General features: G+C 72.0%; 15 protein-coding genes and 1 pseudogene. 5 read left to right on the plus strand and 11 right to left on the minus strand.

Annotation, left to right across the window (positions count from 1 at the left end; translation table 11 throughout):
* Positions 1 to 2 precede the first annotated feature (2 nt).
* From ACIBZJ_RS01185 to ACIBZJ_RS01195, 3 genes are read left to right on the plus strand one after another with little or no spacing between them, the layout of a single operon-like run.
* Complete coding sequence (locus tag ACIBZJ_RS01185; RefSeq protein WP_395924146.1) at positions 3 to 998, plus strand: RNA polymerase subunit sigma-70; 996 nt, start codon at positions 3 to 5, stop codon at positions 996 to 998.
* A 13-nt stretch (positions 999 to 1011) separates the two neighbouring features.
* A complete protein-coding gene (locus ACIBZJ_RS01190; protein WP_395924148.1) occupies positions 1012 to 1299 on the plus strand; it encodes a hypothetical protein in 288 nt (95 codons plus the stop codon).
* A gap of 46 nt (positions 1300 to 1345) precedes the next feature.
* Positions 1346 to 2107, plus strand: a complete 762-nt coding sequence (locus ACIBZJ_RS01195) for an isocitrate lyase/phosphoenolpyruvate mutase family protein (RefSeq protein WP_395924150.1) — start codon at positions 1346 to 1348, stop codon at positions 2105 to 2107.
* Between the two features lie 42 nt (positions 2108 to 2149).
* Here the strand turns inward: ACIBZJ_RS01195 and ACIBZJ_RS01200 are convergent, their stop codons facing one another.
* The 4 genes from ACIBZJ_RS01200 to ACIBZJ_RS01215 form a co-directional block, all read right to left on the minus strand.
* The gene (locus tag ACIBZJ_RS01200) at positions 2150 to 4141 is read right to left on the minus strand and encodes a serine hydrolase (protein WP_395924152.1); all 1992 of its coding nucleotides are present in this window, start codon (positions 4139 to 4141) and stop codon (positions 2150 to 2152) included.
* Positions 4142 to 4207: 66 nt separating this feature from the next.
* Positions 4208 to 4801, minus strand: coding sequence for a GNAT family N-acetyltransferase (locus ACIBZJ_RS01205; RefSeq protein ID WP_395924154.1), 594 nt, complete (start codon positions 4799 to 4801; stop codon positions 4208 to 4210).
* An 88-nt stretch (positions 4802 to 4889) separates the two neighbouring features.
* Positions 4890 to 5420: an AAA family ATPase gene (locus ACIBZJ_RS01210; RefSeq protein WP_395924156.1), complete on the minus strand. Its 531-nt coding sequence runs from the start codon at positions 5418 to 5420 to the stop codon at positions 4890 to 4892.
* Between the two features lie 72 nt (positions 5421 to 5492).
* Positions 5493 to 5813, minus strand: coding sequence for a nuclear transport factor 2 family protein (locus ACIBZJ_RS01215; RefSeq protein ID WP_395924158.1), 321 nt, complete (start codon positions 5811 to 5813; stop codon positions 5493 to 5495).
* Between the two features lie 75 nt (positions 5814 to 5888).
* Here ACIBZJ_RS01215 and ACIBZJ_RS01220 point away from each other — a divergent pair, with 75 nt between their 5' ends.
* Together ACIBZJ_RS01220 and ACIBZJ_RS01225 are read left to right on the plus strand one after the other, a co-directional pair.
* Entirely contained in the window at positions 5889 to 6653 is a 765-nt protein-coding gene (locus ACIBZJ_RS01220) for a GGDEF domain-containing protein (protein WP_395924160.1), read from the plus strand.
* A gap of 183 nt (positions 6654 to 6836) precedes the next feature.
* Positions 6837 to 7253 (plus strand): annotated as a pseudogene (locus ACIBZJ_RS01225) (EAL domain-containing protein); the annotation flags it as partial.
* Positions 7254 to 7287: 34 nt separating this feature from the next.
* Here the strand turns inward: ACIBZJ_RS01225 and ACIBZJ_RS01230 are convergent.
* The 7 genes from ACIBZJ_RS01230 to ACIBZJ_RS01260 all read right to left on the minus strand — a co-directional run bounded on the left by ACIBZJ_RS01230 (position 7288) and on the right by ACIBZJ_RS01260 (position 16030).
* Complete coding sequence (locus ACIBZJ_RS01230; protein WP_395924162.1) at positions 7288 to 9360, minus strand: protein kinase; 2073 nt, start codon at positions 9358 to 9360, stop codon at positions 7288 to 7290.
* A 92-nt stretch (positions 9361 to 9452) separates the two neighbouring features.
* On the minus strand, positions 9453 to 10889 hold the full coding sequence (pntB, locus tag ACIBZJ_RS01235) for a Re/Si-specific NAD(P)(+) transhydrogenase subunit beta (RefSeq protein ID WP_395924164.1): 1437 nt from the start codon (positions 10887 to 10889) through the stop codon (positions 9453 to 9455).
* A 17-nt stretch (positions 10890 to 10906) separates the two neighbouring features.
* Positions 10907 to 12421 carry a Re/Si-specific NAD(P)(+) transhydrogenase subunit alpha gene (locus ACIBZJ_RS01240; RefSeq protein WP_395924166.1) on the minus strand — a complete coding sequence of 505 codons (1515 nt, stop codon included), beginning with the start codon at positions 12419 to 12421 and terminating at the stop codon, positions 10907 to 10909.
* Positions 12422 to 12741: 320 nt separating this feature from the next.
* On the minus strand, positions 12742 to 12996 hold the full coding sequence (locus tag ACIBZJ_RS01245) for a hypothetical protein (RefSeq protein WP_395924168.1): 255 nt from the start codon (positions 12994 to 12996) through the stop codon (positions 12742 to 12744).
* A 63-nt stretch (positions 12997 to 13059) separates the two neighbouring features.
* Positions 13060 to 13656, minus strand: a complete 597-nt coding sequence (locus ACIBZJ_RS01250; RefSeq protein WP_395924170.1) for a winged helix-turn-helix domain-containing protein — start codon at positions 13654 to 13656, stop codon at positions 13060 to 13062.
* Positions 13657 to 13754: 98 nt separating this feature from the next.
* Positions 13755 to 15353 (minus strand): alkaline phosphatase D family protein, encoded by a 1599-nt coding sequence (locus tag ACIBZJ_RS01255; RefSeq protein ID WP_395924172.1) that lies wholly within the window; start codon positions 15351 to 15353, stop codon positions 13755 to 13757.
* Positions 15353 to 16030, minus strand: coding sequence for a fatty acid desaturase (locus ACIBZJ_RS01260; protein ID WP_395924174.1), 678 nt, complete (start codon positions 16028 to 16030; stop codon positions 15353 to 15355). The genes ACIBZJ_RS01255 and ACIBZJ_RS01260 overlap by 1 nt, the downstream gene beginning before the upstream one ends.
* Positions 16031 to 16035 lie beyond the last annotated feature (5 nt).

The following is a 16035-nucleotide window of genomic DNA, read 5'->3' on the forward strand; positions in this document are numbered from 1 at the left end:
TCATGCCGGATCAGCACCTCGATCGGGCCGGTGACCGTGACCGAGCGGCGTTCGACACGCTCGTCGCGCCCTACCGGGCCGAACTCCAGGTCCACTGCTACCGGATGCTCGGCTCGCTGCAGGACGCCGAGGACGTGGTCCAGGAGACGCTGCTCGCGGCCTGGACCGGTCTGGACGCTTTCGAGAACCGGTCCTCCGTCCGGACGTGGCTCTACCGGATCGCCACGAACCGGTGCCTCAACCACCGGCGCGCCGCCACGCGTCGCCCGCGCGCGGCGGTGCCCGCCGGCTGGCCCGACCCGGCGAGCCTCGGTGAGCTGCCCTGGCTGCAGCCGTTCCCGGACAGCGTGCTGGACGGGCTCCCCGATCACCACCCGGGTCCGGAAGCCCGCTACGAGTCCCGCGAGGCGATCACCCTGGCCTTCGTCACGGCCATGCAGCGGTTGCCGCCGCGGCAGCGGGCCACGCTCATCCTGCGCGACGTCCTCGGGTACCCGGCGGCCGACACGGCCGGCCTGCTGGGGATCACGGTGACGGCCGCCAACAACGCGCTGAAACGCGCGCGCGCCTCACTCAAGCAGTACGGCCCCTCCGGGGACGATCGGACCGCCACGACGCACACCCAGGAGGACGAGGCGCTGCTGCAACGCTTCATCGACGCGTTCCTGGAGTTCGACGTCGACGCGATGGTCGCTTTCATGTCGGAGGACGTCTGGCTCCGGATGCCGCCGGAACCGTTCGAGTTCCGCGGACGCGAATCGGCGCGGCAGTTCTTCACCGCGGTCCGCGCGCGCCACCGGCCCCCGGGGAGGTTCGTCCGGACCCGGGCGAACGGCCGCCCGGCCTGGGGGATGTACCGCTCGGATCCCGCGACGGGGCTGCTGCGGCTCGCGAGTATCGAGGTCGCCGCAATCGCCGACGGCGCGATCTCCGAACTGACCCGTTTCGACGCCGTGGTCGCGCCCTGGTTCGGTCTTCCCCGGACGCTGGCCCCGTGAGCGCGGGCCGGTCGTGACCGACCCCGAGTTCCTGTTCCGCCAGGCCCGGGACCTCCCCGGATGCACCAGCACCACGACCAGCGTGCCGCCCGCCGGGAGCCTGGAGTACGACGCGGCCGACTGGGCGGGCGTCGTCGTCGTGGTGGTGAGCGGCCGCCTGTGCCTGGAGTGCCGGTCGGGGGAGCAGGCCTCGTTCGACGAGGGCACGGTGCTGCTCCTCGCCGGGCTCGATCTCCGGCTGATCCTGAATCCCGGTGTGACGCCGCTGGTCCTCAAAAGAATCACCCGCCGCGAGCGATGACGTGCGCGCCCACCACGAATTCCGAGCAGAGAGCGAAGGTCCCGGCATGAACACCACGACCGATCAGGAACGACTCGCCGGCCTGGCGGGGGCGCTGCGGCGCCTGCACGGCGGGGACCTGCTCGTCTTGCCCAACGCCTGGGACGCGGCGAGCGCCGGGGTCGTCGAAGGCGCCGGATTCCCGGCCGTCGCGACCGCCAGCGCGGCGATCACCGCGATGCTGGGTTATCCGGACGGCGAAGGTGCCCCGTGGCAGGAGATGTTCGCCGCCGGCGCGCGGATCGCCAGGGCCGTCGCCGTGCCGGTCACGATGGACGCGGAAGGCGGCTACGGGCTGGCCCCCGCCGACCTGGTCGGACGTCTGCTGGACGCGGGGGTCGTGGGGTGCAACCTGGAGGACACCGACCATCGCGACGGTGGTCTCAAGGATCCCCGGCGGCAGGCCGACTGGCTCGCCGAGGTCCGCGCGGCGGCGGACGCCACCGGCGTCCCGCTCGTGATCAACGCCCGGGTCGACGTGTTCCTGCCGGCCGGCCGGGTGCCGGAGGAGGACCGGGCCGACGAGGCGGTCCGGCGGGGCCGCCTGTACCGGGAGGCGGGTGCCGACTGCGTCTACCCGATCGGGGTCGGTGACCCGGAGGTCCTCGCGACCCTGGTCGCCGGGATCGGCGGCCCGATCAACGGCAACACCGGCCCGCGTCTGCCGCTCGCCGCGCTGCGGGAGATCGGCGTCGCCCGGGTCTCGTACGGCCCGCGTTTCTACCGGGCCGGTCTGGCCGACTTCGGACGCGCGATCCGCGACCTCTGACCGAGCGCCGCCGCCCGGACCGTCCGGCCCGGCCCGGCGGGCTCAGAGTTCGGCGTCCTGGGGCCAGTAGTCGACCTGGCTCCGGATGCGCATCAGCAGCCGGTAGAGGCCGTCCACCGTGTTGGCGGCCGGGTCTTTGCGCTCGTTGTAGTTGGTGAGCACGACCAGGCACAGGTCGTCGCCGGTGCGTTGCAGGAGCGCGGTCGCGCCGGGCAGCACGCCGGTGTGACTCCAGGTGCCCGGGTCCCGGCTCGTGCCGGGATTGATCGCCCACCCGGCCGCGTAGCCGTCGCTGCCGGTCAGCGCGCTGGGCGTCGTCATCGTGGTGATCGACGCGGGGGTCAGGACGTCCGCGCCCCGGCCGTCGACGCGGACCGCGAACCGGAGCAGGTCCTGCGCGGTGGCCTGCCACCCGCCGTGGGAGTCCATCCGGTCGATGCGGTGCCGGTAGGGGTCGATGTCGTCGTCGGCCGCCGGGTAGCAGCGGATGACGTCGCCCGCGGGCCGGCCGTCGTTCGCGATCGACATGTCGGAGATGCCGCACTGAGCGAGCAGCCCGTCCCGGACGTGCGTTTCGTAGGTCTGGCCGGTCACCGCCTCGATCAGCCGCCCGAGCAGGCAGTAGCCGAAGTTCGAGTAGGCGTAGGCGGTTCCGGGGGCGTCGTCGAGGGAGCGTTCGGCCAGCACCGTGCGGACGAGATCGTCGGTGGAGAGGTCGGTGCCGGTGAACATCGGGTCGTCGTGCGCCGCCGGCCAGCCACCGGCGCCGTGCTGGAGGAGGTTCAGCACCGTGATGTCGCGGATCCGCGCGTCGGCCGGCGCCGGGGCGAAGTGGGCGAGCGCACCACCGGGGGCCAGCACCCGGTCGTCGAGCCGCAACCGGCCGGCCTCGACCAGGCGCATGATCGCGGCCGCGGTGATCGGTTTGGTCAGGCTCGCGATGCGGAACAGCGTCCGTTCCGGCCGGACGGGATGGGTACGGACCGGAGTGGGCACCGGGATCGGGAACGTCTCGCCGCCGGTGTCGACGACGATGACGCCGGAGGTCGAGACGGTGTCGGGGCGTACCAGCTCCCCGTAGCCGTAGGTGTACGCCAGCCGGCCGCGGCGGGCCACCGCGAGTGAGACGGCCGGGAACTGGTAGGCGGCGGCGAAGTCCGCGACGAGCGCGGGAACGACGTCGGCGGCGTCGCGGCGCCGCCACACCGGGCAGTGCCTGGCGACGGCCGGGGTGCCCCGGGAGAACGAGTCGAGTTGATCCGGACGCAGGCCGTCGGCATCGCGGTCGGTCAGTGCGGTGCCGAGGTCGGCCGACGACACGGCGCGGCGCGCCTGGAACGTGGACGGCGTCATCTCCCAGAGCCGGACGTACTGCGTCCCAGTCGATGTCCCGGCCGGCGTGGCGCAGCCGCTGGTCCGAACCAGGCGCCAGCCCGCGCCGGTCATCGAGTCGAACTCGACCTGGGTGCGGTCGGAGTCGGACGGGCCGGTGATCGCCCAGTCCGTGAGGCCGTCGTCCTCGTCCTCGATCGTCGCGAACTGCACCGGGTTGGTGGCGAACGGATTCTCGTACACCGACACGTCGACGATCCGCCGGCCGCGGGCGCGAGTGCGGTCGGCGCGCGACTGCAGGTCCGCGATCGCCAGGTCGCGGTGGAGCGAGCGTTTCGAACCCGGCATCGGCTCCCAGACCCAGGCGAAGCTTCGCCCGGCCGAGCTGCGGTACCCGCTGAAGAGCACCGGACGCTGCCCGTCGGCCGCGTGGCCCACCCGGCCCACGTCGACGTCCTCCTTGGTCAGATTCACGGTGACGATGCCGCCGAGGGGGCCCTTCTCCCGGGTGAAGACGACCGAGAGCCGGTCGACGCCGCCGTCGAGGTATCCGTGCAGGTCGGACACTCGATAGTCGCCTTTGAAGCGGGTGAAGGCCGCATCGAAATCCGCGCCGGTGAGGTCGTAGTGGACCTGCTCGACGTCGCCGGACATGTCGTGCGCGGCCTTCTGTGCGTCACTCGGGTACTGAGAACCGGACACGTCATCTCCCGATCGTCGAAACGTCGTTCGCCAGGACAAACTACGAACGTCGGATCGGGGTTGTCATCAGTGCTGGCACGGATCTGGGGTGGCGCCTTCGCGGGCCGCCCACTGCTCCTCGGTGATTTCGTACCGCAGGCCCCCGAATTCGGAACCTTCGATCATCCGCATGTCCGGCGGAGTGTCGAGGGTCTCCGCCACGGTCATCCCCACCTTCTCCATGACGTTCCGGGAGCCGTGGTTCACCGACATCGTCTCGCCCCAGACGAGGCGCACGCCGAGCCCGGTGAAAGCCTTGTGGAGCAGGGCCCGCGAGCCCTCGGTGGCGTATCCCTTGCCCCACTCCGCCCGGCGCAGCCGGTAGCCGAGTTCGGCCTCGTCCGTCGGGCTTCCGGGTTCCGGACGAAGGAGGAACCAGCCGACGAAAGCACCGCTGTCCTTGTCGTGTGCGGCGAACACCCCGAACGTGCCGTCCCATCGCTCGTAGCCGGCGAGGACGCTCGGCAGGTCGCGTCCGCGGACGTCTTCCGGTGCGGTCGGCCGGCCGCCGGTCAGGTGCCGCATGACCGCCGGGTCGCTGTCGAGTTCGATCAGCAGGTCCGCGTCGTCGGTGGTGAAACGGCGCAGGATCAGGCGCTCGGTGTCGAGGTAGACGGTCACCAGCGCATGGTGGTCCCGGCCGGAAGATATGGCCACCGCATTCCGGCCGCGCCGGTGGGGGCAGGCGGCGAAGACCTCGCCACGGGTGTCAAGGCCGGCGGAGCCCGGCGGCTTCGAGCACGGCCTCGGCGACCGCGTCGAGCGGCCGGGTGGCGTCGATGATCGTCGCGCCGGAGTCGCGGTACGCGGCTTCGTCGGTGGCGTTCGCCCGTACGGCGGCGGCCAGTTCCTCCGGGTGGGCGCCGAACGCGTTCTTGGTGCGGTCCGCCAATCGGCTGATCAGCGTGTCGACGTCGATCACCAGGCAGATCACGACGTCGAAGAGGTCTCGGACCTCGTTCTCGTTCTCCACCGAGCCGCAGAGGAACACCGTCCGGCCGGCGGCTCGTGCGGCGAGGGCTTCGACGTCCGCGCGAGTGATCTTCCAGCCGTAGCGGTGTAGCCATCCGCGGGGCACGGGGTACGGCGGATCGACGACGACCTCACCGGTGAGCCGGTCGACCCAGCGGTTGTAGCCCTCCCAGTCGGCGTCGATCGCCTCGTGCCCGCGCTGCTCGAGCAGCTCGCAGACCGTGGACTTGCCGACACCGGAATTTCCCGTCACCCAGACCACGGTCACGGGTCGAAGCGTCGCACGACGGTGCGAGGCCGAGCCACCGCGTGAGGCGGCCGTTCGGGCTCGCGCGGCGGATTATTGCCTGATCGTCATTCGGCGGATCTGCCCGCCTCCGACGTCGAAGGTGAAGTGGCTCGGGCCGTTGAAGCCGTCGCCGCCCACGGTGGCTCCGATCGTCCAGGAGTCGTCCTGACGGGTGACGGTGCCGACCTCGAGCGTGACTCGGACGCCGATGAACTCGGCATCGCTCCAGCGCTGGATCGCGGCTCGTCCGGTGAATTCGCGTCCCCAGTCGTCGACCACGCCGTCGGCGGTGAAGGCGTCGAGGAAGGCCTCGGTGTCGTGGGCGTTCGCGGCGGCCAGCAGGGCCTGGACGGGGTTCGGGAGGTCGGCCACGGTGGGAGGGTAGGTGCCGTCGCCTGCGGTGCCGCCCTCGGGGGCGGGGCAGACCGGGAGTCAGGAGCCGTCGTCGTGTCCCCGGAGGACTACTGCGCGGACCTCGATCAGTTGTTCCGGTCGCGGGACTCGCTGACGGTCGTCGTCGTGCGCGATGCGGCCCGGCGCACCGGCCTGATCATGCGGTCCGGTTTCGAGCTGGTGATGTCCGGCCGGTTCGGGTACGGACGGGCACTGTGGGGGCGGCGGCGGGTCGGCGTGATGGCCGACTGGACGCCGGTGATCCTCTCAGCCACCGATCACCGACGCGTCGCACCGGGTCCGGACCCGGGGCCGGCCGAACCGGTACGACGACCTGCTGGTCACCTGGCCGGGCGGTCGGCTCGGCCGGGTCTCCGCGGCCCGGCTGTTCGACGCGCTGGCCCGCCGCCTGGTCGAGCAGGCCACTCGGGACGCGCTGACCGGCCCGGCCAACCGCCGCCACTTCCTGGACGAGCTGAGCACGGCCTGCGCCGGGGCGATCCGGGCGGCTCGGTCGCTGTCGTTCTCGTCGATCTGGACCGGATGAAGCAGGTCAACGACACCCTCGGCCACGGCGTCGGCGACCAGCTGCTGGTGTCGGTGGCTCGGCGCCTGGTAGCCACGTGCGAGCCCGGGGACGTCGTCGCGCGGCTCGGCGGTGACGAGTTCGCGGTGCTGCGCAGAGCGTCCGCCGAGAGAGCCGCACCCGCGTACGGGGAGCGGCTGCGGGCCGCGGTCGACGCGACCGATCCCTGGTCCGCTGGCGTCACCCGCGCCGCGGTCCGCTCCGGCCGGACGAGTTCCCGGCCGACTCGCTGACCGGGCTGTCGCGGATCGACGGCTGGGCGCTGCGGACCGCGTGCGCGGACCTCGCGTACTGGATCAGCGTGGTCGGCGACCGGGCTCCGGAGCACGTGAGCGTCAACGTGACCGCGGCCGCCCTGCGCGACGGCGGGCTCGAGGACGCGGTGCTGCGGGCCACGGCGCAGGTCGGGCTGCGGCCATGGCAGTTTGCACCTGGAGCTCCCGGAGCCGGCCGATCTGTCCCTGCTCACGGACGCGGTCGGCAACCTCAACACGCTGCGTAGACACGGTGTCGGCGTGGTGCTGGACGACATGGGCGCGGGCTCGTCGACGCTGCGTCACCTCTCGGTGCTGCCCGTGTCGGGACTCAAGATCGACCGGTCGTTCGTCGCCGGGATGCTCGTGAACGCGAACGACCGGCAGGTCGTGAAGCTGCTGACCGGCCTCGGGACGAACCTCGCGCTGCCGGTGATCGCCGAAGGGGTCGAGCGGCCGGACCAGCTGGCCGAGCTGGTCGCCCTCGGTGTTCCGTACGCGCGGGGCTACCTGCTCGGGCGCCCGGCCCCCGCGGTGCAGTTCAGCCGTCGCCTGGTCGACGCGGTCGCGGCCGGCTGACGTCCGGCGTCCGGGAGGCGAGCGGCGCGCCGGGTCACGGCACCAGGATCGCGTTTCCCCAGGCTATGGCCGCGTCGGTGCCGCCGTCTTCGCAGTAGTAGTCCGAGCTGGCCGACACCGCCAGGCGGACCGTGCTCGCACCGGCCGGGAGCGAGATCATCAGCTGCTTGGGCGCTCCGGCGTAGAGCGTGTCTTCGGCGACCTGGTTGCCGTCGACCGTGACGATGTAGTGGAGCGAGCCGATGCCGCTGTCGTCGGCGCGGTCGTCGAGGCCGACGTAGGCCTGGAGGCTCCGGTACGAGCCCGGGATCTCGAAGTCGGCCCAGGCGGCGTCGCGGGCCTCGCCGTCGTAGGTGGTGCAGGCGGGTTTGATGCGGACGCTCTCGTTGTACTCGGTGCCGTTGATCTGGGCGCGGCCGCGGGAGACCGACGCGTCGTCGTCGCCCTTGTGCGCGTTGAGGAACTCGGCGCCGGTCGGCTTGTCGTCGCCACTGCCGACGACGAACGACGGGGACGCCGAGGGCGGCGCGGACGTTTTCGGGGTCGAGCCCTGGGCCAGCGGGGTGGGTGAGTCGTGAGTGCCGGGCTCGCCGTTGCCGTTCGTCAGCACGATGCCGACGATGATCGCGAGCAGCAGGATCACCGCGGCGGCGGCGCCCGGGATCAGGTACCGGCGGTACCGGGTCAGTGGGCCCGGCGGCGGGGGGCCTTCCGGGGCGCCCCACGGTGCCCCGCCACCGGCCGTCCCGCGGGGAGGAGGACCGGAGGGAAGGGCGCCGGTGGGGAGGGGGCCGGGGGGCAGGGCGGGCCGCGGGGGCGAGGCCACACCCGGCGCGAACGGCCCGGCAGCCCCAATCGGCCCGGCGGGCGCTCCGGGCGGGCCGGCGGCAGCGGAGCCCGGCGCGACGGGAGATCCCCCGGCCGCGAAGGAAGCGGGACCGGCAGGGGAAGCGGGGGCGACGGGCGAGCCCGGAGCGGCGGGGGAGCCCAAGCCCACCGGCCCGACGATCCCGCCGGGTACGCCCAGGGCGCCCGGGACCCCGGAGATCGGCGCCCCGGAGATCGGGGCGCCCGGGATCGGGGCGCCTACGGCCGGGGCGCCCGGGATCGGGGTGGCCGGGATCGGGGCTCCGGCTCTCCAGGCGGCGGCGCCCGCTCCAGGCACGAGGGCGTTCGGCGCCCCGGCGGGCAGCGGCTCCACCCGGGTCGGGTTCAGCGTCGCGGCCGGTCCGGTCAGGCCGGGGTTGGCGCGCATCAGGGTGGCCAGTGCCGCCGGGCTCGCGTCCGGGTTCCCCTCGACCAGCGGACGGAGCTGATCACGGGCCTCGGCCGACGTGAGCCGCTCGTCCGGCTCCTTGGCCAGCAGCCCGTCGAGCACCGGCCCGAGCGGACCGGCCTTCTCCGGCTCCCGGTGCGGAAGCGTCGCGCTCGCGAACAGGCCCGACAGTGCGTCGGTGGTGTCGAACGCGTCGACCCCCTCGACCGCCGCGTACAACGTCGCCCCGAGGCCGAACAGGTCTCCGGACGCTCCGGCCGCGGCCCGCAGCACCCGCTCCGGCGCGATGAACCCGGGCGTCCCCATGACGACGCCCGGCAGCGTGCGCGACCCGACCCCGAGCACCGAGGCGATCGAGAAGTCGGTCAGCAGCACCGTGCCGTCGGGCTGCACCATCACGTTCTCCGGCTTGACGTCCCGGTGCCAGACCCCGGCCTCGTGGGCGGCGTCCAGAGCGTCGAGCAGCATCAGGCCGATCCGGGCGACCAGTGCCACCGGCAGCGGCCCGGCGACGTTGACGACGTCGAACAGGGGCCGTCCCTGCACCAGCGGCATGACGATGAACGGCGTCCCGTGATCTTCGACCACGTCGTGCACCGCGACGATGTTCGGGTGGTTGAGCTTCCCGGCGGTCCGGGCCTCCCGCATCGCCCGATCGACCAGCTCGGCGCGTTCGACGTCGGTGCTGGTCGGCGGTATGCGCAGCTCCTTGACCGCGACGGGGCGGTGCAGCCGCAGGTCGAAACCCCGCCAAACCACACCCATACCGCCCGAACCGATGACGGAATCGAGCCGGTATCGCCCGTCCACGATCCGCCCTGGTGCGCTCATGCTGCTGCTACTCCCTTACCGTCCGGCCAAGGCGACGGTATCGCCTTCCGCCTAACGGCTCGGTTCGCCGGACGACAGACCGGCCCGCCCGCTCAGTGGGTGCCGGCCGGCTCGCGCGACGGCGTCGTCGTGCTGGTGCTGGTCAGTGCCCGGATGATGTCTTCAACGCGCGCTTTGGCGTCCCCGAAGAGCATTTGGGTGTTCTCGCGGAAGAAGAGCGGGTTCTGTACGCCGGCGTAGCCGGCCGCCATCGATCGTTTGAAGACGACGACGTTCTCGGCCTCCCAGACGTGCAGCACCGGCATCCCGGCGATCGGGCTGGCCGGATCCTCGGCCGCGGACGGGTTGACGGTGTCGTTCGCGCCGATCACCAGGACGACCGACGTGTCGGAGAAGTCGTCGTTGATCTCGTCCATCTCCAGGACGATGTCGTAGGGGACCTTGGCCTCGGCGAGCAGCACGTTCATGTGACCGGGCAGACGTCCGGCGACCGGGTGGATGCCGAACCGGACCGCGACCCCGCGGTCGCGCAGCAGCCGGGTGAGCTCGGCGACCGGGTACTGGGCCTGGGCGACGGCCATGCCGTAGCCCGGGGTGATGATCACGGACGAGGCTGCGGCCAGCAGGTCGGCGGTGCCTTCCGCGGTGACCTCGCGGTGCTCGCCGTAGTCGGTGTCGGACGCGGGACCGGCGGCGATGCCGAACCCGCCGGCGATGACCGAGAGGAACGACCGGTTCATCGCCTGGCACATGATGTAGCTCAGGTAGGCACCGGACGAGCCGACCAGCGCGCCGGTGACGATCAGCAGGTCGTTGGAGAGCAGGAACCCGGAGGCCGCGGCGGCCCAGCCGGAGTAGCTGTTGAGCATCGAGACGACGACCGGCATGTCGCCGCCGCCGATCGACGCGACCAGGTGCCAGCCGAGCACCAGCGCCAGCACGGTCAGCGCGATCAGCAGCCCGAGGCTCGGGGCGGCCACGAACCAGACCGTGAGCGCGACGAACACCACGAGCGCGCCGATGTTCAGCGCGTTCTTGCCCGGCAGCATCAGCGGGGCCGATTTGATCCGGGCGCTCAGCTTGAGGAACGCGACGATCGAGCCGGTGAGCGTCACCGCGCCGATGAACACGCCGATCGCGACCTCGGCGTGGTGGATGCCGAGCAGCGAGCCGGTCAGTTCCTGGTGTTCCAGGTAGCCGTTCCAGCCGACCAGCACCGCGGCCAGGCCGACGAAGCTGTGCAGCAGTGCGATGAGCTCCGGCATGCCGGTCATCTCGACGACCCGGGCCCGCCAGAGGCCGATCCCGCCGCCGACCGCCATCGCCGCGAACAGCAGCGCGATGCTGTTGCCGTTGAGGTTGCGGTCGATCGCGAGCACGATCGTCGCGACCAGAGCGATGCCCATGCCGACGATGCCCGAGGTGGCGCCCGCGCGGGACGTCTCGTGTTTGGACAGGCCGGCCAGGCTGAGGATGAACAGCAGGGCGGCGAGCAGGTACGCGGCCTGCGCCGCGGAGGTGACCGTCATGTCAGCTCCCCTTCCGATCAGCTACGGGAGAACATGCCGAGCATGCGGCGGGTCACGGCGAAGCCGCCGACGATGTTGATGCTGGCCAGCAGAATGGCGATAGCCGCCAGGACCGTGACCGACACGTCGTCGTGGCCGATTTGGAGCAACGCCCCCACCACGATGATTCCGGAGATCGCGTTCGTCACCGACATCAGCGGCGTGTGCAGCGCGTGGTGGACGTTGCCGATCACGTAGTACCCGATCACGATCGCCAGCACGAACACCGTGAAGTGCGCGGTGAGCGCGGCCGGGGCGAACGCCACGATCACGAACAGCGCGACCGCGGCGAGCGCGGCCGGGACGAGCCGGCGGACGGGGCTCTTCGCCGGGGGCGCGGCCGGTTTCACCGGCTCCGGCGGCTTCGCGGCCGCGGGGGCCGCGCTCACCGCCACCGGGGGCGGCGGCCAGGTCTTCTCGCCGTCGCGCACGACGGTCATCGACCGCTGGACGATGTCGTCGAAGTCCAGGACGAGCACGCCGTCCGCGGCCGGGGTCAGCAGCTTCATCAGGTTGACGAGGTTCGTGCCGAACAGCTGCGAGGCCTGCGCGGGCAGGCGGCTGGCGAGGTCGGTGTAGCCGATGATCGTCACGCCGTTGTCGGTGACGACCGCGCGACCGGCGACGCTCCCGGCGACGTTGCCACCCTGGGCGGTGGCCATGTCGACGACCACGCTGCCGGCCTTCATCGAGGCCACGTGCTCGGCGGTGAGCAGCAGCGGTGCCGGGCGTCCGGGGATCAGCGCGGTCGTGATCACGATGTCGACGTCGGCGGCCTGGGCCGCGTAGAGGGCCGCGGCGGCGCGGTCGTAATCCTCCGAGGTCGCCTTCGCGTACCCGTCGGTGGACGCCGCGACCTCGACGTCGACCGGGAGGAACGCACCGCCCAGCGACCCGACCTGCTCGGCGACCTCGGGGCGCGGGTCGGTGGCCCGGACCACCGCGCCGAGGCTGTTCGCGGCCGCGATCGCCGCCAGACCGGCCACGCCGGCGCCGGCGACCAGGACCTTCGCGGGCGGCACCTTGCCCGCCGCGGTGACCTGCCCGGTGAAGAACCGGCCGAACGCGTGCGCGGCCTCGATGACGGCGCGGTAGCCCGCGATGTTGGCCATCGACGACAGGACGTCCATCGACTGCGCGCGGGAGATGCGCGGGACCGCGTCCATGGCCAGCACCGTGATCGGGCGGGTCGTCAGCGAGTCCAGCAACGCGGGGTTGGTGGCCGGGCTGACCAGCGAGACGAGCGTCGCGCCGTCGGCCACGGTCGCGATCTCCTGCGGCGACGGCGCGTTGACCTTGAGGAGGATCTCGGACTGCCAGACCTCGGCCGGGTCGCCGATCCGCGCTCCGGCGTCCACGTACGCCTCGTCGGAGAAGCTCGCGGCCGCACCGGCACCGGCCTCGACGACCACGTCGTACCCGAGCGCGAGAAGCTGTCTGACCGTGGCGGGCGTCCCGGCGACGCGGGTCTCGCCGGCCGCGGATTCGGTCACGATTCCCAGGGTCTGAGGGCGGAGCGTCTCCCCGCGGACGGGCTCGCTCCCACTCGACGACTGCGCTGTCGGTTCCAACGGGCGTCCTTCCTCGTCGGCACTGAGCTCTGCCGCCGGAAACTCAGCCGCCGTACTGCGGCCCGTGGCGGGCGCGGCTGATTCCGATGGCACCGATCAGCGCGGCGACCACGACCTGCGGAATGCTTACACGGATTCTCCGGGCTCGAATACCGATGTAACGAACGCCTCAGGGAGATCGGTTCGTGAGTGGGACTCTCGATCAATTCAGACTAACGAACATGACAAAAAATGACGGCCGATCAGGACACCGAGTCCTCACCGGGCTCGCGGCCGGGGCCGGAATCGTCGCCGGTGCTGCGGATCCACAGATCCTCGGCGATGAAGAACTCCAGCAGAGAGGCGATCTCCGCCGGGGAATCGCCTTCGACCACGATCTGGTCATTGATCTTGATCGTGACGTCGTTGATCAGTTCGAGTGTGCGGATCTCCGGGGTCGCCTGCATTAAGACGGCGATCACCTGGGTCAGGCTGGCATCGTCGAACGCGCGCTCCATGAATGCTGTCCTCTCGCTGGACGGTCCGAGAAGACAGAGCGGCGAGCGCGGGCGTTGATACCGTCAGTCGACGCCGGGCAGCACGGCGACCCGGTCGGCGTGGTCCAGGCGGTAGCCGACGCCCCGGATCGTCACGATGCTGGGGCCGGTGCCCGAGAGCTTCGCGCGGAGCCGCCGCACGTGGACGTCGATCGTCCGTTCGCTGGAACGGAAGCGGGTGCCCCAGACCGCGTCGATGAGCTGGCGGCGGCTGAACACCTGCCGCGGGTGGCGGGCCAGGTACGAGAGCAGGTCGAACTCACGCCGGGTGAGCGTGAGGTCGTTCCCGTCCTGTACCGCCACCCGGCGTCCGGCCAGGATCCGCAGCGGAGCCTTCCGCTCGTCCGGCCCGTCGAGCCTCTCCGGCCCACCCGATCCACTGGGCCTGCTGGGGCCGCTCGGCGACGGCAGGAGCGGCGCGTCCCCGAATCCCAGGGAGACGTTCGCGCTGACCGCGGTGTCCGACGTGCGGGCGTGTGCGGCGAGGAGGTCGCTGATCTCCGCGCACAGCGCCGAGGCGATCCCGGTGGCCTCTCCGCCGGTGAGGTCGATCTCGACCAGCACCCGCGCGGCGGGTTTTCCCGTGGATGGGTCCACGTCGAGCTCCGCGTGCGCCGTCATCGAGTTCCGTCCTCCTGCCGAACAGACGTCCTGCTTAGGCCACCCTAATCAGGTCCCGCCACTTCGCGCTGCCGTGCACCACCTACCCTCACGCTCACTCACGCGGGCGTGAGCCCGGGTTGGCCCGCGACCGTGGCCCACGACGCGGTGGTCGTCACCGGTGACGACCGGACCGCGATCGAGTCGACCGTGCGCGCTTCCGCCAGCCAACGCTCCGGCGTCACGTCGAACCGGAGGTAGCCCCGCCGCGAACCGTCGAAGTACCGCACGTGCGGATTGAGCGACGGGTTCGCGGACTTGAGGGGCGCGTCGAACGCGGCCGGGAAGTCCGAGCTGACGCTCGTGGCGGTGAACTCCACCGCGACCGGCGCCGACGCCAGGTCGTCGCGGTTGATCCGCAGATCGGAGAACCAGGACGAGTGGATGTCGCCGGCCAGCACGACCGGGTTGGCGATCGTTCGCGCGGCCAGGAAGTTCAGCAGCCGGGCCCGGGCCGGGTCGTAGCCGTCCCACTGGTCGAGGTTCGCGATCGGCGGTAGCGGGTGCGCGGCGTCGAGGAAGTTCGGGAACCGGATCTGGCTCATCATCACCTGCTGCGCGATGACGTTCCACCGGGCGTGTGACCCGGCCAGCTCCGAGAACAGCCACTTCTCCTGGGCCGAACCGGTCAGCGTCCCGGTGGTGTTGCCCAGGCCGGACGCTATCGGCCCGAAGTCCGACGCGGTGCCGGGCGGCTGGTCGGTGCGGTACTGCCGGGTGTCGAGGACCGCGATCCGGGCCAGCCGGCCGAAGTCGAACCGCCGGTGGAACCGGTAACCGGGCGAGCCGGGGCGCACCGGGCGGCGCAGCGGCAGGTGTTCGTAGTACGCCTGGTACGCGACCGCACGCTGGGCGGCGAACAGCGAGGGCGACTGGTACTTCGGCGTGTTCAGATCGTCGATCTCGTCCAGCAGCCCGGCGTAGTTGTTCTCGACCTCGTGGTCGTCGGGCGTGAGGATCCACGGGAACGCCGCGTGGGCGGCCCGGAGGGCCGGGTCGGTCTTGTAGAGCGCGTGGCGCGCGCGGTAGTCGGCGAGCGTGCGCAGCTGGTCGAGCCCGGCGGTCTGGGGCAGCGTGTGCATGCGGTCGGCGTAGAGGCTCTTCGGGTCGTACTCGTAGATGTAGTCGCCGAGGTGCAGGACGACGTCGAGGTCCTCGGCGGCGAGCCCGTCGTAGGCGGGCCAGTAGCCGTTCTGGTAGTCCTGGCAGTTGACGACGCCGATCCGCAGCCGGTCGACCTGGGCCGAGTAGCCCGGCGCGGTGCGGGTGCGGGCGACCGGGCTCAGGTGACCCGCGGCCCGGAACCGGTACCAGTACTGGCGGCCCGGCCGCAGGCCGCGGACGTCGACGTGCACCGAGTGGGCGAGGCCGGGGTGCGCGGCCGCGGTGCCGTGCCGCACCACGTCACGGAACCGGGCGTCGGTCGCGACCTGCCACTCGACCGGGATCGGCCGGCCGGGCAGCGAACCGGCGTTGAGCGGGTCGTTGACCAGGCGGGTCCAGAGCACGACCCCGTCCGGGAGCGGGTCGCCGCTGGCCACGCCCAGCCCGAACGGATCGGAGGTAAGGGGAGCGGCGTGGGCGCTCCGCACATCGGCGAGCTGGAGCAGCGCGGCACTCGCGGCGGTACCCAGCAGGAAACGTCGGCGATTGATCATCAATGCCTCCGAACACCAGGGGAGTAGACAGTCAGTGTTCCCGCGGACACGGGCCCGCGGAGCTGTTTGCCGACGGCACTGAACCAGCCGTCGTGACAGGTGTCGCCGTCGGCGACGAACGCGGCCGCGTGCACGACGACGATTGCCAGGGCGTCCACCCGGAACTGACGCAGGGAACGACGGCGGACCCGGTCGAGGAGCAGGCCGGCGACGGTGTCGGGCCGGTCGCTGCGCCGCGCGAGCGCGGCCCAGGCGCGGGACGGCAGGACCGTGAGCAGCACGGACGCGACCTCGGCCAGGTACAGGCCGCCGAACAGCCGCAGGTAGTACCCGGGCGCGTGCGACGCCCAGCTGCCGGCCGTGTAGATCTCGGTGCGCTCCCGCGGCGTCCGGCTGTACCGGTGGTGCACCAGGTGACCGGCCTTGAGCAGCGCGAACGGCGCGCCGTAGCCGATCGCGAGCACCCGGCCCCACGCGTCGTTGGCGCGCCGGCCGGGGAGCAGGCCGCCGTGGATGGCCTCGTGCAGCAGCGACCACAGCGGGGTGGTGAGCAGCGTCAGCGGAACGAGCGCGTATCCCCAGGTGGGGCTGGCTCTCAGGCCCAGCGGGACGAGCCCGAGCCCGGCGGCCGGCACGGCGACCGCGGCGGCGGTCAGGACCGCGGACAGTCGTCGCATGCCGC

This window comes from Cryptosporangium sp. NPDC051539 (assembly GCF_044454545.1).
Classification (GTDB): domain Bacteria; phylum Actinomycetota; class Actinomycetes; order Mycobacteriales; family Cryptosporangiaceae; genus Cryptosporangium.

Coding starts and splice junctions, on each gene's coding strand:
- ACIBZJ_RS01185 (WP_395924146.1), top strand. CDS start 3: ATGCCGGATCAGCACCTCGATCGGGCCGGTGACCGTGACCGAGCGGCG.
- ACIBZJ_RS01250 (WP_395924170.1), bottom strand. CDS start 13,656: ATGACGGCGCACGCGGAGCTCGACGTGGACCCATCCACGGGAAAACCC.
- ACIBZJ_RS01245 (WP_395924168.1), bottom strand. CDS start 12,996: ATGGAGCGCGCGTTCGACGATGCCAGCCTGACCCAGGTGATCGCCGTC.
- pntB (WP_395924164.1), bottom strand. CDS start 10,889: ATGACGGTCACCTCCGCGGCGCAGGCCGCGTACCTGCTCGCCGCCCTG.
- ACIBZJ_RS01195 (WP_395924150.1), top strand. CDS start 1,346: ATGAACACCACGACCGATCAGGAACGACTCGCCGGCCTGGCGGGGGCG.
- ACIBZJ_RS01255 (WP_395924172.1), bottom strand. CDS start 15,353: ATGATCAATCGCCGACGTTTCCTGCTGGGTACCGCCGCGAGTGCCGCG.
- ACIBZJ_RS01260 (WP_395924174.1), bottom strand. CDS start 16,030: ATGCGACGACTGTCCGCGGTCCTGACCGCCGCCGCGGTCGCCGTGCCG.
- ACIBZJ_RS01230 (WP_395924162.1), bottom strand. CDS start 9,360: ATGAGCGCACCAGGGCGGATCGTGGACGGGCGATACCGGCTCGATTCC.